Genomic DNA, 25510 nt, shown 5'->3' with positions numbered 1-25510 from the left:
ATTGCCTCTTGTCTCGTGGGCTCGGAGATGTGTATAAGAGACAGGCGCCCGGCTCGACGCCCTCGTGGCCGAGCACAGCCGGACAGCCCGCGAGCTGGAGGCGCTGCGCCGGGCCGAGCACGCCGCGCTGGAGCGGGCCGCGCTGGCCGAGGTCGACCTCGCGGGGATGCGCAGCGCGCTCGACCACGAGCGGCGGTCCGCGGCCGAGCGGGTGAGCCTGGTCGAGCGCAGCCAGCAGCGTCTCGGCGAGGCGTTCCAGGCGTTGTCCGCGCAGGCGCTGGAGGGCGCGAGCCGGCAGTTCCTGGAGCTCGCCACGGCCCGGCTGCAGGAGGCCGGCGCCCACGCCACCGGCGACCTGGAGCAGCGGCGGGCCGCGGTCGAGCACCTCGTCGGCCCTCTGCGCGAGACGCTGGGCCGGATGGAGCAGCGCCTCGCGGAGCTGGAGATCTCGCGGGTGGAGGCGTACGCGGGCCTCGTCGAGCAGGTCCGGGGCGTCCAACAGGCTTCCGAGGGCCTGCGGGCCGAGACGGCGGCGCTGGTCACGGCGCTGCGCAAGCCGCAGGCCCGCGGCGCCTGGGGGGAGATGCAGCTGCGCCGGGTGGTCGAGGTCGCCGGGATGCTCGCCCGGTGCGACTTCACCGAGCAGCCGGTCACCAGCACCGAGGACGGCGTGCGGCGGCCGGACATGGTCGTCCATCTCGCGGGCGGCAGGAACATCGTCGTGGACGCCAAGGTGCCGTTGCTGGCCTTTCTCGAGGCCGCCGAGGCCCGCGACGAACGGGCCCGGGACGAGCGGCTGGCCGCGCACGCCCGGCACCTGCGGACGCACGTGGACTCGCTCGGCGCCAAGGCGTACTGGCGGCACCTGCCCGCCAGCCCGGAGTTCGTCGTGCTGTTCGTGCCCGCCGAGGCGTTCCTCGCGCCGGCACTGGAGAAGGACCCGACGCTGCTGGAGCACGCCGCCGCGAAAAAGGTCGTCATCGCGACCCCGACCACGCTGATCGCGATGCTGCGTACGGTCGCCCACGCGTGGACCCAGGAGGCGCTCACCAGCCGGACCAGGGAGATCTTCGAACTGGGCAGGGATCTTTACACCCGCCTCGGCACCCTCGGCGAGCATGTGGACAGGCTCGGCCGCTCGCTCAGCCGGACGGTGACCGATTTCAACACGGCGGTGGGCTCCCTGGAGAGCCGGGTGCTGGTGCCGGCACGCAGGCTCGCCGCCATGGAGGTGGTGGAAGACGTACTGGCGGCACCGTCGCCGGTGAAAACCGGCGTACGCGCACTGTCCGCGACCGAACTTGCGGGCACGGCCGGCGGTACATCTGGATGATCTCGTCGAGGAGCACCGGGAGTCGCCAAACGTTTTAACGTCAATACCGAAAGTGATGCTTTCAACTGTCCCGCGCGGAGATGACACTCGCCGGTGACACCTGGGGCAACGCCGGGCGGTACCTTGCCCAAGTGAACTCGCCACCTCGTCGTCCGTCGACCGGTCCGTCCGGCCGCGCCAGAGGTGCCGGCCCACCAACCGCTCGACGCGGGCGCACCCAGGGCCGACGCGGCGACGAGGCGCCCACCGTGGTGATGGGCAGCCGGCGCGGCCTGACCGCGCTCGGCGCGGCCCTCCTGCTCACCCTGGCCGGGGCGGTCGGCGCAGCCATCGACGTGGCGCTGTCCGGCTCCCCGGGCGTCGCCTTCGGCGTCCTGTTCATCGCCGGCTGCATCCTCGCCGCCACCCGGGTGCACGCCGACGACCTCCTCGGGATCGTCATCGCGCCGCCACTGGTCTACGCGCTGATCGCCGTTGGCGTCGGATTCACCCGGTCGTCGGGCGACAGCGGCGGCGGGCTGAAGAGCAAGGCGATCAATATCGGATCCGACCTGATTCTGCGAGCTCCTGTCCTGCTGCTGGGTTTCGCGGTCGTTGTCCTCATCGCCGCGGTCCGCGCGCGACGCGCACGGGTTACCCGGCACATACACGAACGAAACCTCAGGCCACCCGGGAATCGCCGCCGGCCGACCGCCTAGCGGGCTCGCCGGAACGGTACCGGACGGATATCCGGTACCGTTTTCAGTGTGCTCGTAGACGCACACCGCGAGCTGGGGGAACACCGGTGCCGGCACCGCTGGGCGCTGGCCGGCGCAGACGGCTGCCCGCGCGCTCGAAGATCCGCCAGGGGCGGCCTGGCCCAATGGTGGGCAACCTGCCGCTGTGGTCATTCTCGTGTCGATCACCGACATTACCGCCCCGGGTCGGACTGCGGACGCTGCCCGTGCCCCGCCTTCTCGCGGATCCGCCCGCGTCCTTAGCCGGGCCGGGCCCGACGGGTGTCGGACGCCCGGGCAGCGCCCCGCGCGATACGAAGATCCACCGGCCCTGGGCCGGCCGGAACTCCCGGCTTCCCGGACCGCCCAGGTCGCAAAAAAACAGCATAATAATTGTCCTGCCGGCAGGAGCCATAGGAGCGCGTCGCTCAGACGGCCGACCGGCCCGGGCCGCAGGGGATCCCGCGGGCAACGGTGAAATTCATCACAAGATCACAAGAATTCAACAACGAACCAGAATGTAAGATCGGGAAAACACATTGTCGTCGTTCGGACGCCGGGCACACGGATGCGAGGGAATTTGTGCGGACATCCGGGCCGGCGACGCCCAGGGCGGCTCCGAGCCCTCACCCGGAGCCCTGCCCGATCAGAACTCCGTGCAAACATTGCATTACTCTTGGTTATCAAAACTACGCTGAGCAATATCAGCGTCACGATTTCAGCGGATCGCGATTCATCGCCAGAGCTTCTGATCGCATAAAATGAACAAACTGTAAACAACGTGCAAACAATATTTGAGCGCACCGCCCGGCCGGGACCGCCTCCGCGGGCGATGCTAAATTTTTGACCGCGAACTCTCGTCAATCAATTGGATCATCATCAACCAATTGGATCATGGGTGTCTCGACGATCCCGCGGCCAACAGTCCTTGCGGCTGCCGTCTGCTCGCGGAACACTGATCGTGACACCTTTGGCCGACCAGAAGATCACGGACGTCCAACGGCAGGAGATGACGCAATAGACAGGTGATGACGGCTGCCGGTCCTGCGCCCGGGGGGGCATGTGACGACAGCCAAGTACGCCGCCAGGCGTGGCACACCGTCAGGAAGCGCCGGGTCAAACCACTGAAACGGCGACCACCGCAGGGAAAGCCGACAGAGAACCGGGGGCACCGCATCGGCTCGGGTCCGCCTGACCCACGGTGCATCCCGACATCCAGCGTATGGGGGGACAGGTGTCCGGACGCTCGGACCTACCGACGACCATCAAAATTCCGACTGTCAGCGTCATTATTCCGACGCTCAACGAGGCACGCAACCTTCCGCACGTCTTCAAAAACCTGCCCGCTGATGCCGAAATCGTCCTCGTCGACGGTCGGTCGACCGACGACACGGTCGCGGTCGCACGGTCACTGCGTCCTGACATCATAGTTGTCGGCCAGACCCGCCGCGGCAAGGGAAACGCGCTCGCATGTGGTTTCGCCGCGGCCACCGGTGACATCCTCGTCATGCTCGACGCCGACGGCTCGGCCGACCCCGCGGAGATCGGCGAATTCGTCCGGGCCCTCACCGCCGGCGCGGACTTCGCAAAGGGATCCCGCTTCATCAACGGTGGCGGCAGCAGCGACATCACCCGGCTGCGGCGGACCGGCAACGCTTTCCTCAGCGGCCTCGTCAACATTTTCCTGGGCTGCCGGTACTCGGACCTCTGCTACGGCTACAACGCGTTCTGGCGGCACTGCCTGCCCGCCCTCAACCTGGAGCCGGGCGATCGTTCCGAAGTCTATGAATGGGGGGACGGCTTCGAGGTCGAGACCGTTATCAACATGCGGGTGGCCCGGGCCGGTCTGCGCGTGGTGGAAATACCGAGCTTCGAACATCCCCGTATTCACGGAGTCAGCAACCTCAACGCCTTTTCCGACGGCCTGCGGGTCCTGCGCACCATTCTGGCCGAGTCCCGTGGCTCGCGTGGCCGGCGGCGGAGGCTGGTACCGCGCTGGTCCGCAGCGGCCGCGGTCGGCCCGAGCCTGACCGTCCTGCGGCCCTGGCAGGCACGCGGCGAAACCCCGGAAGGCGTCCGCCTGGAGGTTCCCGAAGCCGACGCGAGCGTGGGCAGTGTGGGCGCGCTGGGTGTGGCCAGCTCCGAGGCGGAATGCGCGTGACGGCATCCACCGGCACCGCCCCGGGCGGAACCGACGACTCCCGTCCGGCCCTCGGCCCCTCCCACGCGGCGGCCGGCGCGACGGCTGCCGCGCCGGCCTCGCTGATCCCCGCGCAGGCCCCTCCCTCCACGATCGTCATGCCGCGGCCCGCCACGGCGGCGCGGCCCACGGTGACGCCGGCCGCGTCCGTGGTGATCTGCGCCTACACCCTCGAGCGCTGGGACGACCTGGTCGCCGCCATCGCGAGCGTCCGCCACCAGCGGACGGCGGCAGACGAGATCATCCTGGTCGTCGACCACAACGACGCCCTGCTCGCCCGCGCCCGGGCCACCTTCGACGGGGTGACGGTGCTCGCGAACACCGGTGCCCGGGGCCTGTCCGCGGCCCGTAACACCGGCGTGCGGGCCGCTCGCGGTGACATCGTGGTGTTCCTCGACGACGACGCCCAGGGCGCGCCCGACTGGCTCGAGCACCTGCTGGCCCCGTACGCGGAACCGACCGTGCAGGGCGTGGGCGGTGCCGCCGTGCCGACCTGGCCGGCCTCGGGGCGGCCGGCGTGGTTCCCTCCCGAGTTCGACTGGGTGGTCGGCTGCAGCTACGAGGGCCTGCCCACCTCCGCCCAGCCGGTCCGCAATCCCATCGGCGCGGCGATGTCCTTCCGCCGGAGCGTCTTCGAGCGGGTCGGTGGCTTCAGCGACGGCATCGGCCGGATCGGGTCCACCCCGCTGGGGTGCGAGGAGACCGAGTTCGGCATCCGGCTGCGGCAGGCCGACCCCCAGGCGACCATCCTCTACGAGCCGCGCGCGAGGGTGCACCACCGTGTCACGCCGGCGCGGGCTTCCTTCACCTACTTCCGCAGGCGCTGCTATGCCGAGGGACGGTCGAAAGCGCTCATTTCGGAGCGGGTCGGCAGCACGGCCGCCCTGGCCACGGAACGCACCTATGTGTCCCGGACGCTCCCCCGCGCCGTCTGGCGCGAGATGCGCACCCCCGGCCGGCGCCGCGGCGCCGTGAGCATCGTCTCGGGGGCCGCGCTCACGGCCGCCGGATATCTGCACGGCCGCCTGCTGCTGCCCGTCGCCGCCCGCCGCGACAGGGCCGACGGCAGGGGCGGCCAGGCGCGCCCGGCCGGAGGTCCCGCCTCGTGAAGATTCTTCTGCTGGCCCAGTTCTTCCCGCCGATCGTCGGTGGCGAGGAACGGCACGTCCACAACCTCGGCCGGCGCCTGGCCGACCGTCACGAGGTGACCGTAGTCACCTTCGGTGACAAATCGGGGACGACGACCCGGGACGGGATGCGTATCCGGACCGTCCGGCCGGTCACCGCGTCGCTGCCCTTCCTGTACGGGGAGGGGGACCGGCTCTACGCGCCGCCGCTGCCGGACCCGGCGGTGACCCGGGCACTGCGGCGCGTCATCGTCGAGGAGCGTCCCGACGTCATCCACGCGCACAACTGGATCGTCAACAGCCTCACGCCGCTGCGCCTGACGACCCGCGCGCCGATGGTGCTCACCCTGCACGACTACAGCCATGTCTGCGCCACCAAGCGCTTCATGTACCTCGGCCAGCAGGTGTGCGCCGGCCCGTCGCCGCGGCGGTGCGTCCGCTGCGCCCACGACCACTACGGCGGGCCGGTCGGCCTCGCCACGGCCGCCGGCAACCAGGGCGGCCGCGCCCTGCGCCGGCTGGCCCTGAAAAAGATCATCGCGGTGAGCTCGGCGGTCGCCCGGCACAGCGCCCTTGCCACCGGCGGCATACCCTTCGAGGTCATCCCGAACTTCATCCCGGACGAGCTGCTGGACACCAGGTCACACACCGTCCCCGGTGGTATGACCGCGGGCGGCTACCTGCTGTACGTCGGTGATCTCAGCCGGGACAAGGGCGTCGGCATCCTGCTGGACGCCTACGCCCGGCTGCCCGCCGACCGCCCGCCACTGCTGATGGTCGGCCGCCGCACCCCCCACCTGCCGGACCAGCTGCCGGCCGGGGCCGTCGTGGCCGAGCCATGGGACCACGAAAAGATCATGCAGGCGTTCGCCGGAGCCGCGTTCGCCGTCGTCCCGTCCATCTGGCCGGATCCCTGCCCCACCGTGGTGCTGGAGGCGATGGCCGCCGGCGTCCCGGTCGTCACGACCGGGATGGGCGGCATCGCGGACATGGTCCGGGACGGGGAGGACGGTGTCCTCGTCCCGCCGTCGGATCCGGTGGCCCTGGCAGCGGCGATGAACCTGCTGCTCGCCGACCCGTCCCTGCGGCAGCGGCTCGGCCGGCGCGCCCGCGACCGTGCCGCGAGCTTCACCGCCGGCGAAGTGGTGCCACGCATAGAAGCCGTTTACCGGGACCTGGCCCATGCCTGCTGAATCCCGGCCCACCGAAACCCGGCCCACCAGATCCCGGGCGCCCAGCGCGGACGGCGCGGCCAACGACGACACGACCCGCATCAGCCCAGCTGACAACGCCGTGCCGACGGCCGGAGGCGGGCTGCGGGAACGCACCGACACCATCGTCCTCACGAAGCCCGTGCCCGGACGCGCCGTCGGATCCGTCGCTCGCGCGAGACCCGGCGCACCCGACAATGACCGGGTGAACGACCGGGTGAACAACCGGATGAAGGAAAGCGCGCGGTTACCGGACGCGCCTGCCGACCCCGACACGATCGTGGTCACGCGCGATCCGGTGGCGGATCTCCTCGAGCCGGTCACCGGGCCGGCCGCCGAGCCGGTCGGCGACACCGACGCGGGCCGCGGGCCGTTACCGGACCAGCGGCCGTGGCGGTCCTGGCGGCCGCGGTCCTGGTGGCCGTGGCGGCCGCGGTCCTGGCGGTCACGGTCCTGGTGGCCGTGGCGGAGGGCGCCGGCGTCCTGGGACGGCCCGGCCGGCGGGCGGCCGGGCGGTGTCCCCGTCGCCGACGGGTATCCGGCCGCACAGCCCGTCATCGCGGGCCCGGCTGGTCATGCTCCGACCGGCCCCGACCGGTCCCGCGCCGTCGCGACCGTCATGGCCGCCGGGGTGCTGCTGGTCGCCGTGTCCTACCTGCTCGGGCGCCGTGGGCATCCGGACGTGGGCACCGCGCTGCTCTGGCCCGGGCTGATCACGGTCTTCGTCGCCGGCGTGACCCGCCTGCTGCGGACGGACACCTCCCGCCGGGAACGGCTGCGGGTGTCGGTGCTGCTCGGCGTCGGCCTGTACTTCTGTTTCGAGCTGACCCAGATCTCCGCCGTCCGCGAGTTCGACGAGCTGCTGCACCTGCGCACCCTGCTCGATCTGCAGGCGACCGGCGGCGTCTTCACCTCGCATCCGGGCCTGCCGGTCAGCCCCCGCTTCCCGGGGCTGGAGCTGCTGACCAACGCCGTCGTCCAGCTGCTCGGCGTGCCGGACCAGGTGGCCGTGACCGGCGTCGTCCTGCTGGCCCGCGTCCTGCTGGTGTACGGCCTGTTCCTGCTGATCGAACGCGTGAGCCGGTCCGCCTACGCGGCCGGTGCCGGGGTGGCGATCTACGCCTGCAGCCCGCAGTTCTTCTTCTTCAACGCGCAGTTCGCCTACCAGACCCTGGCCATCGCCCTGACCGTGCTGCTCCTGCTGGTCGTCGTCGACCGCGACCGGTACGGGCGGGCCACCGCGGGCGTGCTGATCGTGATGACGTGGATCGCGCTGTCGCTGACCCACCACATCACAAGCTGGATCACCGTGGGGCTGTTCGCCGGGTGGACGCTGTGCGCGTTCGCCCGCCGGGACCGCGCGGACGGCGGGGCGCTCGCCCGTGTCACCCTGGTCGGGCTGGTGGCGGCCGCCGGCTGGGCACTGGTCAACGTCTCGATGCTTGGTGACTACCTCGGCCCCATCCTCTCGGAGAGCTTCCACCAGGCCGGCAACGTCGCCAGCGGCCAGGCCAAGAGCCGCAAGATGTTCACCGACTCGGCCGGCACGCCCACCCCGGCCTGGCAGATCGTCGCGCTGCTCGGCTCGACCCTGCTGTGGTCGGTGTCGGTCATCCCGATCGGCCCGTTCAGGTTCCGGCCGGACACCGACAGCCGGCACGCGACGCTGTACCGGCTGCTGCGGCTGATGCACCTGGCGTTCCCGCTGACGGTGATCGGCACCGTCGCGCCGCGCACGGCCGAGCTGTCCACCCGCCTGTCCACCTTCGTCTACCTCGGCATCGCCGCCGTGCTCGGCCTCACCGTCACCAGCTACCTGGCGACCCGCCGCGCGACCAGGCAGGCGTTCCGGGTACGGCTCACCGCCGCGTTCGCGGTCTTCGTGTTCATCGGTGGGACGGTTCTGGGCTCGGGCGCGGACTGGTCACGGATGCCCGGGCCCTACCTGGTGATCGCCGACGGGCGCTCCATCGACCCGTACGTGGTCGCCGCCACCAACTGGGCGAACACCGCGCTGCCGGCGGGCAGCCGGATCGTCGGCGACCGTGAGACCGGGGTCCGGCTGATGAGCGTCGGCCGCCAGTGGCTCGTCACCAGCCTGGGCAGTGGGGCGAGCGGCGCGCCGCTCTACTTCGGCAGCACCTTCGGGGACTACGAACGCGCGGTCATGACGGCCGGCCGCATCCAGTACGTCATCGTCGACACCCGGCTCGCCGACGGCCTCCCGCACGAGACGTTCTACGCGGAGAACGGCGAGGCGCCGGAGGGCACCCGGCTGACAGCGGCGATGCTGGCGAAGTTCGACACCCAGCCGGGCTCGGTGAAGGTCTATGACAACGGGCCGGTGAAGATATACGACGTCACCGCCCTCTGGTCACCGGCGGCCCCGGCGACACCGGCAACGGCAGTGCCGGCAGCGCCGGCAGCAGCTCCGCCGGCAACGGGATCACGGTCCGTCGGAGGTGCCCGGTGAACGCCGTCACAACCGTCGCGCAGGCCGTCCTCGGAACCGCGATCATCGTTCTCGGTGTCGCAGGCCTGCACGCGGTTCTCGCCCGGAGCGCGGAAGCCGGCAGCGGCCGCGGCAGCCCCCGCGGGCACGACCGCGCGGCGGACGCTTCCCGGGCGGGCTCCCCGGCCACCTCCCAGGTGGATCCCCCGGCGAGCATCGCCGCGCTGCTGCTGCTCACCGTCACCGGGCTGATGGTCGGCTCGCTGCTGGTGGCCGTGGTCGGGCTCGCCGACAACCCGCTCGCCTACGACCTGCTCTTCGGCGCCGTGGCGGTGGCCCTCGCCGCCGCCGGCGGCCTGCGGCCGGCCACCGTCGCGGCCCGGATCCGTACCTTCCTGCCCCGAGCGGCGGAGCCCTGGAAGCCGGCCTCCTGGACGTCCGGGGGCTGGCGGACGGGGCCCCGCCGGGCCGTGCTGCTGACGTCCGTCCCAGTACTGATCATCGCCGTGGCGGTCGGCCTGTCGTGGTGGTCGGACGACACGACCATGAACGCGCCGGTGACAGCGCTCGGCGCCACCCGGACCCAGTCGGGCCTGGAGGTCACCGTCACCCGGGCCGACGGCGACAACGGCGATCTCACACTGGAGGTGGTCAACAGCGCGGGCCGGCGCTGGCGGCTGCCGCTGGCAGCGGGCAAAGACAGGACCGACGTGGCCGTGGGGAACGCGGCCGTTCCCGCCCCGACCACGATCCACCTGCTCGCCGGCGAAAAAATCGTACAATCGATAACCATTCCATGACTTACGGTATTTACCGTGGCGCCCCGGCCACATCCCGGCCGCACCACCGCAACCACCGCAGACCTCACAGCCGTAGCCCAGTGCCGATGTGTCGTGCCCTGACCTCCGCGTTCGCCACCTCGAGGGAGCAATAACCGTGCCCGGACGACTTCGCGTGCTCCAGGTCACCCCTCGGTTCTTTCCCGACATGGGAGGGATCGAGACGCATGTCTACGAGACGGCCCGACGGCTGAACACCATGCCCGGCCTGCGGGTGGACATCCTGACCACCGACCGCGACGGCAGCCGGCCCCCCGTCGAAGTGGTCGAGGGGATCCGGGTGCGGCGGGTGCCCGCCTGGCCGCGCGAGCGCGACTACTACGTCGCTCCACGCATCCGCGCGGCGGTCGGCGGCGGCTACTACGACCTCGTGCACTGCCAGGGGGCGCACACCGCCGTCCCGGTCATCGCCATGACCGCCGCGCTCGCGGCCCGCACGCCCTACCTGGTCAGCCCGCACACCGGCGGCCACTCGTCTGCCGCGCGCCACCGGCTGCGGGGCGCCCAGTGGCGCGCCCTCGGCCCGCTGCTGCGCCGCGCCCGGCAGGTGGTCTGCGTCGCCGAGTTCGAGAAGGAGATGTTCGCCCGGCTGGCGCGGGTGGCCACCGACCGGCTGCGGGTCATCCCGAACGGCGTCGAGCCCGCCAGCACCACCGGCATCCGGCCCGCCGCCGGCACGCCGACCGTGGTCTCGGTGGGCCGTTTCGAGAAGTACAAGGGCCAGCACCACCTGATCGCCGCGCTGCCCGCCCTGCTCGAACAGGAGCCGCGGGCACAGCTGGTGCTGGTGGGACGCGGCCCCTACGAGGACGAGCTGCGGGCCCAGGCCGCCCGGCTGGGGGTGGCCGACCGGGTCGGCTTCACCTTCGTCCCGCCGGCCGAACGCCAGAGCATGACCGACCTGCTGGCCGGCGCGCACGTGGTCGCCCTGCTCAGCGAGTACGAAGCCCACCCGGTCGCCGTGATGGAGGCGATCGCGCTCGGGCGTCCGGTCGTGGTCGCCCCCGGCACCGGTCTCGGCGAGCTGGCCGACCGCGGCCTGGCCGAACGGGTCGACGACCCGGCGGACCCCCACACGGTCGCCGCGGCCCTGCTCCGTCACCTGAGCGCACAGACAGCCGCGGGAACACGGACGGCCACAGGAGGGGGCACAGGGGGCACAGGGGACGCGCCGGTCGGGGAGGGCGGCCACGGCACGCCGTCCACCCGCCTGCCCACCTGGGACGACTGCGCCAACGCGCTCGCAGACTCCTACCGTGCCCACGCATGACGCACCCTTGCCCGCCGACGGACACGGTCCACCCGGAGTCACCCATAGTGATGACGGGCGCGGTGGATGGGACGGCCGCGCCAACACCGGCATGAACAGCGCCGGCATGAACAGCGCCGATGGGGACAGCACCGACGCCGGCAGCACCACGAACGTCGCGGCCCGCGACAGTACGGCCACCGCCGGCCCACCCGCGAACGACATCACCGTGAACGGCACCGCCAGTGCGGGCGCCACGGCGGCCACTGCGGCGGGGGCCGCCGGCAGCCCACCGCCGGTGGATGCCGGGCACGGCCGGCTGCCCGCCGGTCTCGCGCACCTGCTGACCATCGCGATGTCCATGGTGGGAACACAGATCGTGACCTCCGTCCTCGGGGCGGTGTTCTGGTCCCTGGCCGCGCGCACCTACACTGTCGACGCGGTCGGGGTGGGGTCGGCGACCATCGCGGCGATGACGGTCCTCGGCTCCGTCGGGATGCTCGGCCTGGGCACGCTGCTGATGGCCAAGCTCCCCCTGCTCGAGCGGGAGCCGGACCGGCTCCGGCTGATGCGGGCGTCCATCACCGTTGTCGGGATCACCTCCGGCCTGCTGGCGCTGGCGTGGACCGGGGTCACCCCGTTCCTGTCCGAGACGTTGCGTCCGGTCAGCTCGAGCGTGTTCGCCGCCGTGCTGTTCTGTGTCGGGGTCGTCCTGTTCGCGGTGGCCTCCACCCTGGACTTCGCGCTGCTGTCGGCGGCGCGGGGGGCCGTGCAGCTCATCCGCAACGTCGTCACGTCGGTGGTCAAACTCGGGCTGATCCCGGTGTTCGTGCTCATCGGCTGGACGTCCGGGCTGGATCTCTACCTCGCCTGGGTAGCCGGCCTGGCCCTGTCCCTGCCGGTCTGCTACCGCTACTTCCGCCGGCCCCAGCCGGACGAGCGGCCGGACGAGCGGCCAGCGGACGGCACCGGTGCTGGTACCGGCACCGCGGCCACCCACCGCCAGCGGTTCGCCGGGTTCCGGCAGCTGCGGGAGATGCGCGGGGAGGCCGGTGGGCACCACCTGCTCAACCTGGCGTTACAGCTCCCCACCCTGCTGCTGCCCATTCTCGCCGCGCTCGCCGCGACCGCCGCGGACACCGCCTATTTCACGACCGCGCGCCTTGCCGCGTCCTTCTTCTTCATCATCCCGTTCGCGCTGACCATCGCCGTGTTCGCGCAGTCGGGGCAGAACGAGGAACACGCGCTGGCGAAGATCCGCTCGACGCTGCCGCTGGGACTCGCCGCAGCCGTCGTCACCTTCCTGATCGCGGCGCCCTTCGCCGGCCTTGTCATGACCATCTTCGGTGGCGCCTACACCGGCGGGGTGGCCGTCAGCGCATTCCGGATCATGATGCTCGCCGGGGTGCCCCTGGTGATAAAGGACCACTACGTCTCGTTGCGGCGGGTGCAGGGACGGCTGGGATCCGCCTTACGGGTGGTCGGCGCCGGGACGGCCATGGAGATCGCCTTTGCCCTCCTCGGCGGCCATTTCGGCGGGGTGAACGGCCTGTGCTGGGGCTGGCTGCTGGCGGTGGTGGCGGAAGCAGTGATCACCCTGCCGTCGCTGTCGGTGGTCTGGCGCAGGCCCGAAGCCGCGATCGCGATGGTGAGCCCCCACGCGACGGTGAGCCCACCGGTGAGCACCGCGGGACCGCTCACAGCCGCGCACCAGAGGCTGGCCGCCCGCTTCTACCCGCTCGAGCTGCTCCGCCCGGTCGACGACCGGGACATCGCCCGTTACCTCGGCAGCACAGGCAGCACCAGCGGCGAATCGCATCATGATCATGAACGGACCGCCACCGTCCGGCACCGGCCCGGCCGGTCGGAGCGGCCGCCGGACGAGAGCACCCTGCGCCTGCGGTCACTCACCAGGCGCGTCCTGGCCAAGCGCCCGCTCTCCACCGGCAACCATCACGACCATCACGACAGGAGCGGCCCGAACGACGGGAACAACCTGATCGCGAACAGTTGACGCGGACGAGAACCCGTAGGGACCGCCGGGCCATAAACCGTGGGAGGCACGTCCCAGAAGCGCCCGGGAAGAAGGGCCGCGGGCCGAACAGCCCGGATCATCCCGGGCGCCGCGGGCTGTGCTTATGGCTACGGAGCAGCGGACACGGCTACGGACGGGTTCGGCGGGACCGCCACGGGAACCACATCCCGGCCCGTGCGACCTGGTCGGGCGTGCGGGCGTGCGGGCATGCGGCCGGTCACCGGGCCGGGGTCCGGCCGGCGATGGGCTGTGCGGCGGTGGGCTGTGCGGCGGTGAGGCCGGCCGCCGGCGACACCAGCGCCGCCGAGGACTCCGCGGGCACGGGTGCGGCGGAGAGCGCCGCTGCGGCTGGGGATACCGCTGCGGCCTGGGGTGCCGAGGCGGCGGGAGACCCCGCAGCGGACGCCAGCGGCGCGGCGGGCTCCTCCGGGGTGATGTCGCGGACCCGGCGGGCGGGCGATCCGGCGTAGAGCCCGTAGGGCTTGCAGTCCTTGTTGACCAGGGCACCGGTAGCGATCACACAGTGATGACCTATGGTCACGCCCGGCATCACGGTCACCCTGCCGCCGAGCCAGCAGTCGTCGTCGATGACAACCGGCTTGGGCACCACCGTGCTGCTGACCTCACCGTTGACCACGTCGTGCGTGGAGGTCAGGATCGTGACCTGGGGTGATATCTTGACCCGCTCGCCGATCCGGACCCGCGCCGAATTCTCGATGAAACACCTGGAGGCCATCGCCGTCCCACGGCCGAAGCTCGCGCGATGACCGACGATGGAGCCCGGCATGATGTTCATCGTCCTGGTCCGCACGCCACCGAGACGATAGAGCAGGAAGCGGAGCGGACGCGGGACGAGGAAAGACCCGCCTATGCCATTGACGATGGTTCCCTGCACGAGCATCCAGAACTCGAGCTTGAGCTGCTCCCAGAGCTTTCCACGACGCACAACCGATCTCCTTCGCGCACACCGGCCGCGGCGCGGGTTCGCGGCGCGGCCCCGCCTCACCCCGCCGTCCGAACAACCACCCCGACGGTAGCAATATAGTCACCCGCGAACAACATATAATGATCAGTAATGAACGGCGGCCGGACATCACCGCCGCGCCGGCCGGCCGGATCCGGCGGGATAGGATGTCAACGGCATCGGTGGCGCAGCGCGGTGTCATGTCCGCTTGCCGACTCTGGCCACTCTCCAACGGGTCCGCTCTCCAACATGTCCGCTTGTCAGCATGTCCGCTTGTCTCCGGACCGGGTTGTCGGCGTCCGGATACCCGGCCCGGAGACGGGCACCTGTATCCGTTGCCGACCGAACACATAACGACACCTGCCACACCGTTCTCCCGTCAGAACGGTACTGCTATATGGTCCGTATCCTCCTTCTGACAGGACGGCGGCGTTGCTGGCGGAACGGCGGACTGGCGGAACGGCGGACTGGCGGAACGGCGGACAAGCACACCGGAGGTGAATCGACGATGCCAGGCAGAACACGGTCCCAGCGGGTTGCCGGCCGCGACCGGATATGGCTCGGCGCCCATTCCGTCTTCGTCACCGGGCCGCTGGACCTGCCCGATGTCGACACGATCCGGGCAGCCGTGCGGGAGCTCGCCTGGATCGCTCCCGACCACCGGCTGTTCCGCCGGCCCGACCATGACTACCATCGGTGGCGCCCGGTGACGGGCCGTGAACTCGACAGCCACTGCGAGCGGATGATCACAGCACTCGACGACAGTGCCGACGACGGTGGGCCGGAACAGCTACTGCTGCGGCAGTATGCCGCGCACGTCGACGACGTCCCCTTCCGGATCGCGGTCGGCCGCGACACGGTGGCGCTGTCGCTGGCCCATCCGCTCGGGGACGCCCGGCTCGTCCTCGACACCGGCGCCGAACTGCTGCTGGCCGCCGCGGAAGGCCGCCCGCCGCTGAGCCTGCACCGGCCGTCCACCCGGCTTCCCCTGGCGTGTGCCCTGGGCGAGTACTACGGCCGGAAACCCGGGCGGATACTCGCGACACTGCGCACCCCGCGCCCGGCCGCGCCCGGCCCGGCCGCCGGGACACGGCACCGGCCGTGGCAGCCGGACTTCACCGTGGTTTCCGGGGTGCTCTCCAGGAGCGCGCTCACCGACCTGCGTAAATGGAAAGCCCGCAACGCGTCCGGAGTCACCCGGACGATGGTGGTGTTCGCCGCGGTCCGGGCAGCGGTGGAAGCGGCGGGCATGCGGCCGGCGGCCAGCGGTTTCTACACCGTCGTCGACAACCGGAAGTTCCTTCCGAGCGGCCGCCGGCTCGATGGCAACTTCACGATCGGTATCTATGTCGAACCGACGGACGCCCGTGATCCGGTGGCTGTGTCGGCCGCGCTGGAGGCCGCGACCGCGAACGGGCGCACACTGGCCACGATGAGCCTGCTGACCGGCTTCGCCCAGGTCGGGCGCATCGCGGCGCTGAGCGACCAGGCGCCCTTCCCGGCACATCCGTCCCTGGTCCTGAATCATCTCGGACGGCCGCGCGGTTTCGAGAAACTACCGTGGCGGGGCAGCCGCTCGGATATCTACTACCTGTCGGCGACGACCCAGCGCCAGCCGGACTACGTCACCTTCCAGTTCGCCGAACTGCACGGATGTGTGCACGTCACGGTGGCTTTCCACGCGAGCGTCTTCGAGCAGGAGGCCGTACGGCGGGCTGTGGGCCTGCTCTGCGCGGATCCGGTCGCGCTGCTCGCCGGCGCCCGGTGAAACGCCCGGCGGCCCGGCTCACGGTCACCGGCCGCTCGGGGATACACGGACGCGCCTGAATGTGCGTGAGACGTTCCGAGCGTGCCCACGGATTCACCCGCGGGGCACGCCCGGAACAACCGGCATCCGGTCGGCCACGGCCTGACTACCGGCTATTTACCGACTACTTACCAGCTGCTCGCCGGCTATTTACCGACTGCTTACAGGCTGCTTACAGGCTGCTGCTAGCCGCCCGCTCCCGAGCACGGATTTCCCGACGGAGCTCGGGCGGCAGGGCGAACAGCAGATGTTCCTCCGCCGATGTCACCTGCTGGACGTCGCCAAAGCCGCGTTCGGCAAGCCAGGCGACGACCTCCGTCACCAGTTCCTCGGGGACGGACGCCCCGCTGGTCACGCCGATCGTCTCAACCCCTTCGAGCCAGGCGGGGTCGACCTGCTCGGCGTTGTCCACCAGATAGGCGGCGGGCACCCCGTGGTCGAGGGCGACCTCCACCAGGCGTACCGAGTTCGACGAGTTCGGCGACCCGACGACCAGGATGAGCTCGACCTGGCCGGCGATCTCCTTGACCGCCACCTGCCGGTTCTGGGTGGCGTAGCAGATGTCGGCGCTCGGCGGCCCCTGCAACAGCGGGAACCGCTCGCGCAGCGCCCGCACGGTGACCTCGGTCTCGTCGACCGACAGGGTGGTCTGGGACAGATAGGCGACTTTGGACTCGTCACGGACCCTGACCGCCGCCGCGTCCTCCGCGCCGTCGACGAGGTGGATGCGGTCGGGCGCCTGGCCCGTGGTACCGACGACCTCCTCGTGGCCTTCGTGGCCGATGAGAAGGATGTCGAGGTCCTCCTTGGCGAACCGGCGTGCCTCACCGTGGACCTTGGTCACCAGTGGGCACGTGGCATCGATCGTTCGCAGCTCCCGGGACCTCGCCTCCTCGTGGACGGTCGGCGCGACGCCGTGGGCGGAGAACACCACGGTCGCCCCGGTGGGGACCTCGTAGGTCTCTTCCACGAAGATCGCGCCTTTTGCCTCCAGCGTCTTGACGACGTGGGCATTGTGCACGATCTGCTTACGCACGTAGACGGGAGCGCCGTACAGCTCCAGTGCCTTCTCGACCGTTTGTACCGCTCGGTCGACACCAGCGCAGTACCCGCGCGGATTGGCCAACAGGATCCGCCCCATGCCGGGGAGTCTACGCGGCCCGGCAGCGCCTGGAAGGCGGAACGACAACCGTCACATGCCGGCGGCCCGGGGGGACAGCTCCCGCGTTCTGTGCATCGCCCCGAAAACCCGCACGGCCCGCGCGACCACGGTGGTTACCGTTGTCCGATGGCGCTCACCTCCACCCCGGAGCAGCCGCTGCCCGTGCGGACGGTCGCCCGGGCGATCGGCGAGTGGATCCACCGGCTCGGCCGGGTCTGGGTGGAGGGCCAGCTCACCGAGATCGTGCGGCGGCCGGGCCTGGCCACCGTGTTCCTCACCCTGCGTGACCCGGTAGCCGACGTGTCGCTGCGGCTGACCTGCCCGCGGGCGGTCTGCGACGCGCTCGGGGCCGCGCTCACCGACGGCTCCCGGGTGGTCGTCCACGGCAAACCGTCGTTCCATCCCGCGCGGGGGACGCTCGCGCTCGCCGTCACCGAGATCCGCCCGATCGGCACCGGGGTCCTGCTCGCCCGGCTCGAACAGCTGCGCGGCATGCTCGCGGCCGAGGGGCTGTTCGCGGCCTCCCGCAAGCGCCGGCCGCCCTTCCTGCCCCGGGCCGTCGGGCTGATCACCGGGCGGGCCAGCGCCGCCGAACGGGACGTGGTCATGAACGCCCGCCGCCGCTGGCCCGCGGTGCGGATCGTCCCGCGCGAGGTCGCGGTGCAGGGGCCGCTGGCCGTCGGGCAGATCATCGACGCGCTGCGCGAACTCGACGGCATCCCCGAGGTGGACGTCATCGTGATCGCCCGCGGCGGCGGGTCGCTGGAGGATCTGCTGCCGTTCTCCGACGAGGCGCTGGTGCGGGCCGTGGCCGCGGCCGTCACCCCGGTGGTCTCCGCGATCGGTCACGAGCAGGACGCGCCCCTGCTCGACTTCGTCGCGGACGTGCGGGCGTCCACGCCGACGGACGCGGCCAAGCGGGTGGTCCCGGACGTGGCCGAACAGCTCACGCTGGTGACGACGCTGCGTGGCCGGGCCCGGCGGGCCGTCGAGCAGCGCCTGGACCGGGAGGAGCGCTGGCTGGCCGACCTGCGCGGCCGCCCGGCGCTGGCCGCGCCCGGGCGTGAGCTCGACCGTCACGACGAGCACATCCAGGCGCTGCGCTTCCGTGGGCGGCGCTGCGTGCTCCACCGGCTGGAGCGGGCCGAGCAGGAACTGGCCCACGCGTCGGCCCAGTTGCACGCGCTGTCACCAGCGGCCACCCTGGACCGGGGATACGCGCTGGTACGCAGAGCCGCCGACGGATCCGTCGTGCGCGACCCCGGCCAGGCCGGCCCCGGGGACGCGCTGACCATACGGGTCGCGGGCGGCTCCTTCCCCGCGACCGCTGGCGCGCCGACGCGGACCGACATCCCGGCCTGAGCCGGGAATCCGCCCCGTTCGGGAGGTCCGCCCGAGCCGGGAAGCCGGCACCGGCCGGGTGGAGCGGGGCGGGGGCTCCGGGCCCGGGCCCGGGCCCGGGCCACGAAAAAGATGATCGAAAAGCTTTCGGCCGGCCGGGGCGGTGGGAATCATCGTCAGGTGCCACCGCCGCCGCGCGCCCACCAGGGCATCAGGAAAACTCGGTAAACCAACCGGGGACGACGCAATACATCCGGTCAGCTTCGGACGGTAGTCGTCAGACTATTTCCTGGATCATGGCACGTTCCTTCACACCCGTGGTGCTATGATTTCCAGCGGAAGATTTCAAACGTCCGTCAGCGGGCCGGGGGGCAGCGCGATCATGGTTTTTCGCACCGCCGACGGCCCACATCCCCGGGCCCCTGGGAGGAAAACATTGGCGCGACCAGTGCTGGCGCGCTCGTGTTCAGCCGGTGGAGAAGTTTCTCGCCAGCCACCCCGGAGCCCCTCGGCGCCACAATCCCGACACGATCACTATCGTGCCGGTGAATCAACGGGGCAGCGCAACGGAAACAATCCGCGCACATCGCGGCCCGGCATGGCCAACCGGAGAAACAAAACCACCACCCGGGGCCGGGCATGACCGAAAGTTTCTCCGTCCTGCCCGTGCTGATGTTCCACAGTATCGGCAACGGCGCCAGCGCGGCATTTCGTCGATGGCAGGTCCCGCCGGCGCTGCTCGTCGAGCAGCTAGCCTGCCTGAGTGCGGCCGGCTACCAGTTGCTGGGCCTTTCCGAAGCGCTTTCCCAACCAGCCGGGAAACATGTCGCGATCACCTTCGACGACGCTTTCGCGGATTTCTCCACGCACGCCGTCCCGGCACTGCGGCAGGTGGGCGCCGGAGCGACCCTCTACGCCCCCACCGCCTACGTGGGCGGCCGGGCGACCTGGCTGTCGGCCTACCCGGAGGGCGCATCCCCCCTGCTGGCCTGGTCCGACCTGCGGGATCTCCACGCCGCCGGCTACGAGATCGGCTCGCACGGCCACCGGCACACCGACCTCGACCTGCTGGCCGGCCCCGAACTGCGCCGTGACGTCGAGACCAGCCGCCGCCTGCTCGGAGCCGAGCTCGGCTCTCCCGCCCGGAGTTTCTGTTACCCGTTCGGCTATCACACACGAGCTGTCCGCGCGGCCGTGGCGGACGCCGGTTTCGCCTCCGCCTGTGAGGTGGGATACCGCATTCACCGCCGTGACACGTCCCCGTTCTCGATAAGCCGGCTGATAGTCACCGGCTCGACGAGCCCGGAACAGGCCCTCGCGCTGGTCCGCGGTGGCCAGCCCGGGGTTGTTCCGTACCTGCGACGTGGCACCCGGACCCCGTGGCGTGCTTTCCGGGCCGCCCGGCGCGGCCTGCGCGCGCGCCAGGAGCCGGCCGTCCAGGAACAACCATGACCGGTTTACCGGAAGCCCGCCCGCCGGCCGGCCGCACCAGCTGGCCGGAAGACGGCGCGGACGCCGTCCCGTTCACGCCGTCCCGAGGCCCCGAACGTCCGTGGAGAAAACCGTGACCAGTGTCAGTGTCGTGGTGTGCAGTCATCTCGTGGCACGATGGCCGCAACTCATGAACGCTCTCGACTCGCTCCAGGACCAGAAACTACGCCCGGAACGTGTCGTCGTAGTCGTGGACGGTGACGACGAGCTGCTCGCCCGGCTGCGTGAGCGGGCCGGTGCCGAACTCGTCCTCAGCACCGGGGGGCGTACCGGGCTGTCCCATGCGCGTAATGTCGGTATTGCCGCGGTCGACAGCGAGTTCGTGGCATTTCTGGACGATGACGCGGTCGCCGATCCGTCCTGGCTGTCATCTCTCGTGCAGGTCGCGACCGCCGGCCCCGACATTCTGGGAGTCGGCGGCTGGGTGACCCCTGACTGGGGCGGTGAGAAACCCGGCTGGTTCCCGCCCGAACTGCTCTGGACGGTCGGTTGCAGCCACCAGGGCCTACCCACCCAGCAGACTACCGTGCGTAATGTTTTCGGTGGCTGCGCCCTGTTCCGGCGGAGCGTGTTCACCACCGCCGGCGGTTTCGACACCCGCCTGGGCCGGCAGCTCAGGGGAGCGTCGGGCTGCGAGGAAACGGAGCTGTGCGTCCGCGCCGCCGCCCTGATCCCGGACGGCCGGTTCGTGCATGAACCGGCCGCGGTCATCCATCATCAGGTGCCCGCCCAACGGCAGCGTCCCTCGTACGTCGTGCGCCGGTGCTGGGCGGAAGGCGCGTCAAAGGCCACGCTCCGGCGTTTGTGCGCGGGCTACCGCACGCCGGCACGCGGCCCGCTCGGCCCTGAACGCGACTTCGTTCTCAAGGTGCTGCCACGCGGGGTGCGTGGCGGTCTCGGGGCCTTTCTCCGGGGACGCCCGGCGGGCCTCGCACGGGCCGGCATGATCGTCGCGGGAACCGGGACGACCATCCTGAGCTTTCTGCTCGCCGTGATCCGTACTGCCTTCTCCCCCGCGCGGGCGGCCGGCCGCCGCCCGGTCCTCCCGGCCACCGGTCCTACACCGCCGGGCGCGCCGGCCACCGGCACCGTCACCGGCACCACCCGGGCCCCGGCTCCCCCGGATTCCCCGAACGCCGCGGATTCCCCGGCTGCCGCCGGCGCTTCCGGTGCTTCCAGCGCTTCCGGTGCTTCCGGTGCTTCCGGCGAGGACAGCCCGTCGCCGGCAGCGAACCCGGCCGCAGAGGCCACTACGCCCAACATCCACACCCTCTCGGCCTGAACCCGGCCTGAACCGGTCGTCAGACCGGTCGCTGACTGGCCCTGCCGGCGAACATGCCAGCAGGGCCAGTCAGCGGTTCCAGACCTCGAAGACGGCGTCCAAGCCGAGGTGCGCAAGCCGCACGGGGTGACAGAGCGGAGCTGACGGCCGCGCCAACGGGGCCGCCAGCCGTTCGACCGTGCCGGCCTGGGCGCACAGGGGGAAAGAGACCAGCGGCCTGGGTCAGGAAGCGGCCTGGAGGCGGTCGGCGGCCGCGGCGATCTCGGCGCGGAGGGCATCCTTGAGCGGGGCGGGAGCGAACGAGTGCTCCACCGCGGCCGCGGCCAGATCGACCACCTGGTCGCGGCGCAGCCCCAGGCTGCGCAGCGCGTGCAGGTATTCGTCACGCAGCGTGGTACCGAACATGGGTGGATCGTCGCTGTTGAGACTGACCGGCAGCCCCAGTTCGATCATCGTGGGCAGCGGGTGGTCCGGATAGCCCGCGACGACCCCGGTGCGCAGGTTCGACGTCGGGCACACCTCCAACGGGATGCGGTGTGCCCGTAGATGATCAACGAGGGCCGGGTCGTCGAGGGCCCGGATGCCGTGGCCGATGCGCTCGGCGTGCAGGTACTCGAGGGCGTCCCAGACGGTGCGCGCCCCGGTGGTCTCGCCGGCGTGGGGGACGCGGTGCAGCCCGGCGTCCCGCGCGACGGTGAACGCCTCGGCGAACTGCGGGCGGGGCACACCGGCCTCCGGCCCGCCGAGACCGAGCGCGATCACGGACTCCCGACGGCTCAGCGCGAACTCGACGGTGCCCTCGGACGCGGGGCGCAGGTCCATGCCCGGCAGGCCGGGAATATCGGTCACCCACCGCACCTGGATGCCGGTCTCCCGCTCGGCGTCCAGGCGGCCCCGCTCGATGCCGCCGAAGAGCTCGTCGGCGTCGATGCCACGCCCGATATGCAGGAACGGCGTAAAAGTGATCTCGGCATACCGGACCCCCTGGCCGGCGAGCCCCAGCGCGGTCTCCCTGGCGAGGACGGCGAAGTCGTCAGCGTCCCGCAGCACCCGGACGGCGGCCAGATACACCTCGATGAAGTGGTCGAAGTCGCGGAACTCGTAGAACTTCGTCAGGCTCTCGATGTCGGTGGGCAGATCGTCCACCCCGTGGCGGCGCGCCAGGGCGAGCAGGGTCCGCGGACGCATGGATCCCTCAAGATGGACGTGCAGCTCCACCTTGGGCAGCGCGTCGACGAACTCCTCGTCACCGAGCTCTTCCGCCACGTTCCGCCCTGTCACGCCCGACCCCTTCCCGGCCCGCCCGCCGGCATCACCGACACTCATCGGCTGCCGCCCGCACGACCCACACAACACCACACGGTCCGTACGGGCGCCACCACCCCGCATGCCGGCGGACGACCGCCCCGGCACACCCGTCCCACCAGACAGAACCGCACAGCCCCTTCCCCCGCTGCCCCTTCACCGGAACGAGTGTGTAAGTGGCTGCCAGAGCGGCCACTTACACACTCGTTACCATGCTTGCCGGGACTGTCAGAGGATCTTCCGGCAGCTGCCGACGACGGGGCCTCCACCTGTGGAAACGGCTCGCTGACGCTGGGTGTTACATCGTCCCTCGGGCGCTCCCCGGCTGCCCTCCCGGGGAGGGGCGGCGCTGCTCTGGGGCGGGCAGGCTGGGGCGGGAGGCCGACAGATGTGAGGAGGCTCGATGCCGGAACCGGACAGCGCGGTGCCGCCGGACAGCGCAGCATCAGCAGGGACAGCACAGCGCCGGACAGCGCCGGCGCGGCAGACAGCGCTGACATACGAACGGGCCCGGTCGGAGCTGGAGGAGGTCGTCCGCCGGCTGGAAGCCGGGGGCACCACCCTGGAGGAGTCGCTGTCGCTGTGGGAACGCGGCGAAGAGCTTGCGAAGGTGTGCCAGGCGTTCCTGGAGGGAGCCCGCGCCCGCCTCGACGGCGCCGTCGAGGCCGCCGGTGCCGACGCGGCCGCGGATCCGGGCGCCCACTGAGAATCCAGGCGCCCCTGACGCCAGACGCCCGCTGACGCCAGGCTCACCCGCTGGCGCGCGGCCTGCTGACGCGCGGCCTGCTGACGCGCGGCCTGCTGACGCGCGGCCTGCTGACGCGCGGCCTACGGCGCGGCGTGCGGGCGTAGCGACGCCGCCAGCGCCCCCAGGTCGGCGGCGGACGCCCCGCCCTTGCCACCGCCGTCGGAGACGATCAGCACGACGTCACCGGTCTGGCGGGTCAGCGCCAGATGGCCGGCGTCATCCCGTCTTTCCTGCCAGGACGTTCCGGCGAGCTCGACGGTCCCCGTCACGGGCCGGTCCCCCAGGACGCGTTTGACCGCGTCCCGGGCGTTGCTCTCGTTGAGCTGCGCGTATGTCCTGTCGTCCGGGCGGTCGACGACGTACCCGATCGTCAGCTCGACCGTTCCCGGCTCGGTGTCCGACAGCCCGGAGGCCCGGACCGAGGTGGCCCTCCAGTGGCCGGGCAGGCCGGTCGGCGCCAGGACACCGAAGGGCGCCGACCGCGCGAACGCGGCCACCGGGGCGGCCGTGTCCACCGGGCGCACCGGGTCGCCGCCGCCTCTGGGCATGAACAGCGCGACCAGCAGCACCCCGGCCATCACCACTCCGAGGGACAGCGCCATGTCTCGGATCGTTTCCTGACCGCGTCGTCGTGCCATCGTTCCATCCTGCCGTCCCCGGGACGCGGCCCGACGGGACAGTCGGCCCGCTCGGTCCCTGTCTCGTCCGTGGCGATCCCGTACCGATCATCGTCGGACGGTGGCCCGCGCGCCCGGCCGGCCACCCGTCATGACGGTGGACGGCGGTGGGCCGGGCTGCCGGCGCCCCGGGGCCACAGCCGCGACAGCCGCACACCGGATTCAGGAAACATCATCGATAAAATAATTCCCGGACGCCTGTCGAAGCACCGCCCGTCGAAGCACCGCCCGGCTGAAGTGCGGCCCTGTTGAGGAACGGCCTGGACGTAAGCCAGATAACAGCGTGTCCTCCGGCCAGGCCGAACGCCTGGCGGCGGCCGTCGGTAAACAATAGATGGGCGTCCGGCACGCCCCCTCCGCGTGCCGGACGCCCATACGTGGAGTTGGACGTATGTCCGCCGGTCAAGGTTGCACCAAGTAAGACGATCTAGATGTCACGCACCTGACATTGGCATTCTGAGGACTACCGTCCCAAAAGCGGCGCGATCATATTTCCGTACCGGCCGCCCCGCCGGAGCCAGGTGCCGGTGGGTATCCGCCCGGGTACCGGCCGGCCCCGCCGGACCAAGCGGCCAGGGCACCGCGCGGCCCACACCGGCACCGCGCGGCCCACACCGGCCCCGCGCGGCCACACCGGACGTGACCGGCCACACCGGACGTGACCGGGTGACGTCCGCCCCGCGGCCGGCGGGCCGCCGGTGGCCCGCCGGCTATCGGTGGGCGGATTCACTCATGTGCAACTAGTCTCACTTCCGTGGCAGCCGAAAGCGCGAACCTTCCTGACCCGCTCGTCGTCCAGGGGCAGGCACCCGACCGCAACCTCGCCCTCGAGCTCGTCAGAGTGACCGAGGCGGGGGCCCTCGCGGCCGCCAGATGGGTCGGGCGCGGTGACAAGAACGGCGCCGACCAGGCCGCCGTGGACGCCATGCGACGGCTCGTCGGCACGGTGTCGATGCGGGGCGTCGTCGTCATCGGCGAGGGTGAGAAGGACGAGGCCCCCATGCTCTTCAACGGCGAGGAGGTCGGCTCGGGCGAGGGCCCCGAGTGCGACGTCGCCGTCGACCCGGTGGACGGCACCACCCTCACCGCCAAGGGCATGAACAACGCGATCTCCGTGATGGCGGTGTCCGAACGCGGGTCCATGTACGACGCGAGCGCCTGCTTCTACATGGAGAAGCTCGTCACCGGCCCCGAGGCCGCCGACGTGGTGGACATCACCGCACCGGTCGAGGACAACATCCGGGCCGTCGCCAAGGCCAAGAGCGTGCATCCGCGGGACGTGACCGTCGTCGTCCTGGAACGCCCGCGCCACGTCCAGCTGATCGAGCAGATCCGCGCGGCCGGCGCCCGGGTGAAGCTCATCTCCGACGGGGACGTCGCCGGCGCGGTCATGGCGGCCTCCGCCGACACCGGCGTCGACCTGCTGCTCGGCATCGGTGGCACCCCCGAGGGGATCATCAGCGCGTGCGCGGTGACCTGTCTCGGCGGTGTCATCCAGGGACGGCTGTGGCCGCGGGACGACGCCGAGCGCACCAAGCTCGCCGACGCCGGCCACGATCTTCGGCGCGTAC

Annotated in this window: 19 protein-coding genes; 15 read left to right on the top strand and 4 right to left on the bottom strand. The window is 71.3% G+C overall.

From position 1 onward, the window contains the following. The first annotated feature begins 64 nt into the window (after positions 1–64). The 9 genes from rmuC (at position 65) to NBW84_RS08780 (ending at position 13141) form a co-directional block, all read left to right on the top strand. Positions 65–1333 (top strand): DNA recombination protein RmuC, encoded by a 1269-nt coding sequence (rmuC, locus tag NBW84_RS08820; protein WP_250283492.1) that lies wholly within the window; start codon positions 65–67, stop codon positions 1331–1333. A gap of 254 nt (positions 1334–1587) precedes the next feature. Continuing rightward, the gene (locus NBW84_RS08815; protein WP_250283494.1) at positions 1588–2031 is read left to right on the top strand and encodes a DUF6542 domain-containing protein; all 444 of its coding nucleotides are present in this window, start codon (positions 1588–1590) and stop codon (positions 2029–2031) included. Between the two features lie 1240 nt (positions 2032–3271). Further along, positions 3272–4210: a glycosyltransferase family 2 protein gene (locus tag NBW84_RS08810; protein ID WP_445548251.1), complete on the top strand. Its 939-nt coding sequence runs from the start codon at positions 3272–3274 to the stop codon at positions 4208–4210. Next, on the top strand, positions 4201–5358 hold the full coding sequence (locus NBW84_RS08805) for a glycosyltransferase family 2 protein (protein WP_250283488.1): 1158 nt from the start codon (positions 4201–4203) through the stop codon (positions 5356–5358). The genes NBW84_RS08810 and NBW84_RS08805 overlap by 10 nt, the downstream gene beginning before the upstream one ends. After that, a complete protein-coding gene (locus NBW84_RS08800; protein WP_250283485.1) occupies positions 5355–6569 on the top strand; it encodes a glycosyltransferase family 4 protein in 1215 nt (404 codons plus the stop codon). The genes NBW84_RS08805 and NBW84_RS08800 overlap by 4 nt, the downstream gene beginning before the upstream one ends. Next, entirely contained in the window at positions 6559–9060 is a 2502-nt protein-coding gene (locus tag NBW84_RS08795) for a glycosyltransferase (RefSeq protein ID WP_250283484.1), read from the top strand. Before NBW84_RS08800 ends, NBW84_RS08795 begins: the two co-directional genes overlap by 11 nt. After that, a complete protein-coding gene (locus NBW84_RS08790; protein ID WP_250283482.1) occupies positions 9057–9839 on the top strand; it encodes a hypothetical protein in 783 nt (260 codons plus the stop codon). Before NBW84_RS08795 ends, NBW84_RS08790 begins: the two co-directional genes overlap by 4 nt. A gap of 136 nt (positions 9840–9975) precedes the next feature. Next, positions 9976–11148, top strand: coding sequence for a glycosyltransferase family 4 protein (locus tag NBW84_RS08785; RefSeq protein WP_250283480.1), 1173 nt, complete (start codon positions 9976–9978; stop codon positions 11146–11148). A gap of 106 nt (positions 11149–11254) precedes the next feature. After that, positions 11255–13141: a lipopolysaccharide biosynthesis protein gene (locus NBW84_RS08780; RefSeq protein WP_250283478.1), complete on the top strand. Its 1887-nt coding sequence runs from the start codon at positions 11255–11257 to the stop codon at positions 13139–13141. A 238-nt stretch (positions 13142–13379) separates the two neighbouring features. Here NBW84_RS08780 and NBW84_RS08775 read toward each other — a convergent pair whose 3' ends face one another. Then, the gene (locus NBW84_RS08775; protein ID WP_250283477.1) at positions 13380–14108 is read right to left on the bottom strand and encodes an acyltransferase; all 729 of its coding nucleotides are present in this window, start codon (positions 14106–14108) and stop codon (positions 13380–13382) included. 526 nt (positions 14109–14634) lie between these two features. Here NBW84_RS08775 and NBW84_RS08770 point away from each other — a divergent pair. Next, on the top strand, positions 14635–15894 hold the full coding sequence (locus NBW84_RS08770; protein ID WP_250283475.1) for a hypothetical protein: 1260 nt from the start codon (positions 14635–14637) through the stop codon (positions 15892–15894). A 211-nt stretch (positions 15895–16105) separates the two neighbouring features. Here NBW84_RS08770 and NBW84_RS08765 read toward each other — a convergent pair whose 3' ends face one another. Continuing rightward, positions 16106–17074, bottom strand: a complete 969-nt coding sequence (locus NBW84_RS08765; RefSeq protein WP_250283473.1) for a 4-hydroxy-3-methylbut-2-enyl diphosphate reductase — start codon at positions 17072–17074, stop codon at positions 16106–16108. Positions 17075–17221: 147 nt separating this feature from the next. On the opposite strand from NBW84_RS08765, the gene xseA reads away from it, so the two are divergent. From xseA to NBW84_RS08750, 3 genes are all read left to right on the top strand, one after another. After that, the gene (xseA, locus tag NBW84_RS08760) at positions 17222–18457 is read left to right on the top strand and encodes an exodeoxyribonuclease VII large subunit (protein ID WP_250283470.1); all 1236 of its coding nucleotides are present in this window, start codon (positions 17222–17224) and stop codon (positions 18455–18457) included. A gap of 618 nt (positions 18458–19075) precedes the next feature. Beyond that, positions 19076–19888, top strand: a complete 813-nt coding sequence (locus NBW84_RS08755) for a polysaccharide deacetylase family protein (RefSeq protein WP_250283468.1) — start codon at positions 19076–19078, stop codon at positions 19886–19888. 112 nt (positions 19889–20000) lie between these two features. Next, positions 20001–21209: a glycosyltransferase gene (locus NBW84_RS08750; protein ID WP_250283467.1), complete on the top strand. Its 1209-nt coding sequence runs from the start codon at positions 20001–20003 to the stop codon at positions 21207–21209. A gap of 222 nt (positions 21210–21431) precedes the next feature. On the opposite strand, the gene add is transcribed toward NBW84_RS08750, so the two are convergent. Then, on the bottom strand, positions 21432–22535 hold the full coding sequence (gene add / locus NBW84_RS08745; protein WP_250283465.1) for an adenosine deaminase: 1104 nt from the start codon (positions 22533–22535) through the stop codon (positions 21432–21434). Positions 22536–22917: 382 nt separating this feature from the next. On the opposite strand from add, the gene NBW84_RS08740 reads away from it, so the two are divergent. Further along, complete coding sequence (locus tag NBW84_RS08740) at positions 22918–23220, top strand: exodeoxyribonuclease VII small subunit (RefSeq protein ID WP_250283463.1); 303 nt, start codon at positions 22918–22920, stop codon at positions 23218–23220. Between the two features lie 122 nt (positions 23221–23342). Here NBW84_RS08740 and NBW84_RS08735 read toward each other — a convergent pair whose 3' ends face one another. Continuing rightward, positions 23343–23900: a DUF4245 domain-containing protein gene (locus tag NBW84_RS08735; protein ID WP_250283461.1), complete on the bottom strand. Its 558-nt coding sequence runs from the start codon at positions 23898–23900 to the stop codon at positions 23343–23345. Between the two features lie 793 nt (positions 23901–24693). Between NBW84_RS08735 and glpX the strand changes: the two genes are divergently transcribed. Next, a partial coding sequence (glpX, locus tag NBW84_RS08730) for a class II fructose-bisphosphatase (RefSeq protein ID WP_250283459.1) occupies positions 24694–25510 on the top strand: 817 nt, incomplete at its 3' end.

Source organism: Protofrankia sp. CiP1_Cm_nod2 (genome assembly GCF_920664355.1).
Lineage (GTDB): Bacteria > Actinomycetota > Actinomycetes > Frankiales > Frankiaceae > Protofrankia.
This window is presented reverse-complemented; position numbering and strand designations above follow the sequence as displayed.

What these genes read in the sequence shown, in the direction of transcription:
- NBW84_RS08815 (WP_250283494.1), top strand. Translation starts at nt 1,588, where the DNA reads ATGGGCAGCCGGCGCGGCCTGACCGCGCTCGGCGCGGCCCTCCTGCTC.
- NBW84_RS08810 (WP_445548251.1), top strand. Translation starts at nt 3,272, where the DNA reads ATGGGGGGACAGGTGTCCGGACGCTCGGACCTACCGACGACCATCAAA.
- NBW84_RS08805 (WP_250283488.1), top strand. Translation starts at nt 4,201, where the DNA reads ATGCGCGTGACGGCATCCACCGGCACCGCCCCGGGCGGAACCGACGAC.
- NBW84_RS08795 (WP_250283484.1), top strand. Translation starts at nt 6,559, where the DNA reads ATGCCTGCTGAATCCCGGCCCACCGAAACCCGGCCCACCAGATCCCGG.
- NBW84_RS08780 (WP_250283478.1), top strand. Translation starts at nt 11,255, where the DNA reads ATGAACAGCGCCGATGGGGACAGCACCGACGCCGGCAGCACCACGAAC.
- NBW84_RS08770 (WP_250283475.1), top strand. Translation starts at nt 14,635, where the DNA reads ATGCCAGGCAGAACACGGTCCCAGCGGGTTGCCGGCCGCGACCGGATA.
- NBW84_RS08765 (WP_250283473.1), bottom strand. Translation starts at nt 17,074, where the DNA reads ATGGGGCGGATCCTGTTGGCCAATCCGCGCGGGTACTGCGCTGGTGTC.
- xseA (WP_250283470.1), top strand. Translation starts at nt 17,222, where the DNA reads ATGGCGCTCACCTCCACCCCGGAGCAGCCGCTGCCCGTGCGGACGGTC.
- NBW84_RS08755 (WP_250283468.1), top strand. Translation starts at nt 19,076, where the DNA reads ATGACCGAAAGTTTCTCCGTCCTGCCCGTGCTGATGTTCCACAGTATC.
- add (WP_250283465.1), bottom strand. Translation starts at nt 22,535, where the DNA reads ATGAGTGTCGGTGATGCCGGCGGGCGGGCCGGGAAGGGGTCGGGCGTG.
- NBW84_RS08740 (WP_250283463.1), top strand. Translation starts at nt 22,918, where the DNA reads ATGCCGGAACCGGACAGCGCGGTGCCGCCGGACAGCGCAGCATCAGCA.
- NBW84_RS08735 (WP_250283461.1), bottom strand. Translation starts at nt 23,900, where the DNA reads ATGGCACGACGACGCGGTCAGGAAACGATCCGAGACATGGCGCTGTCC.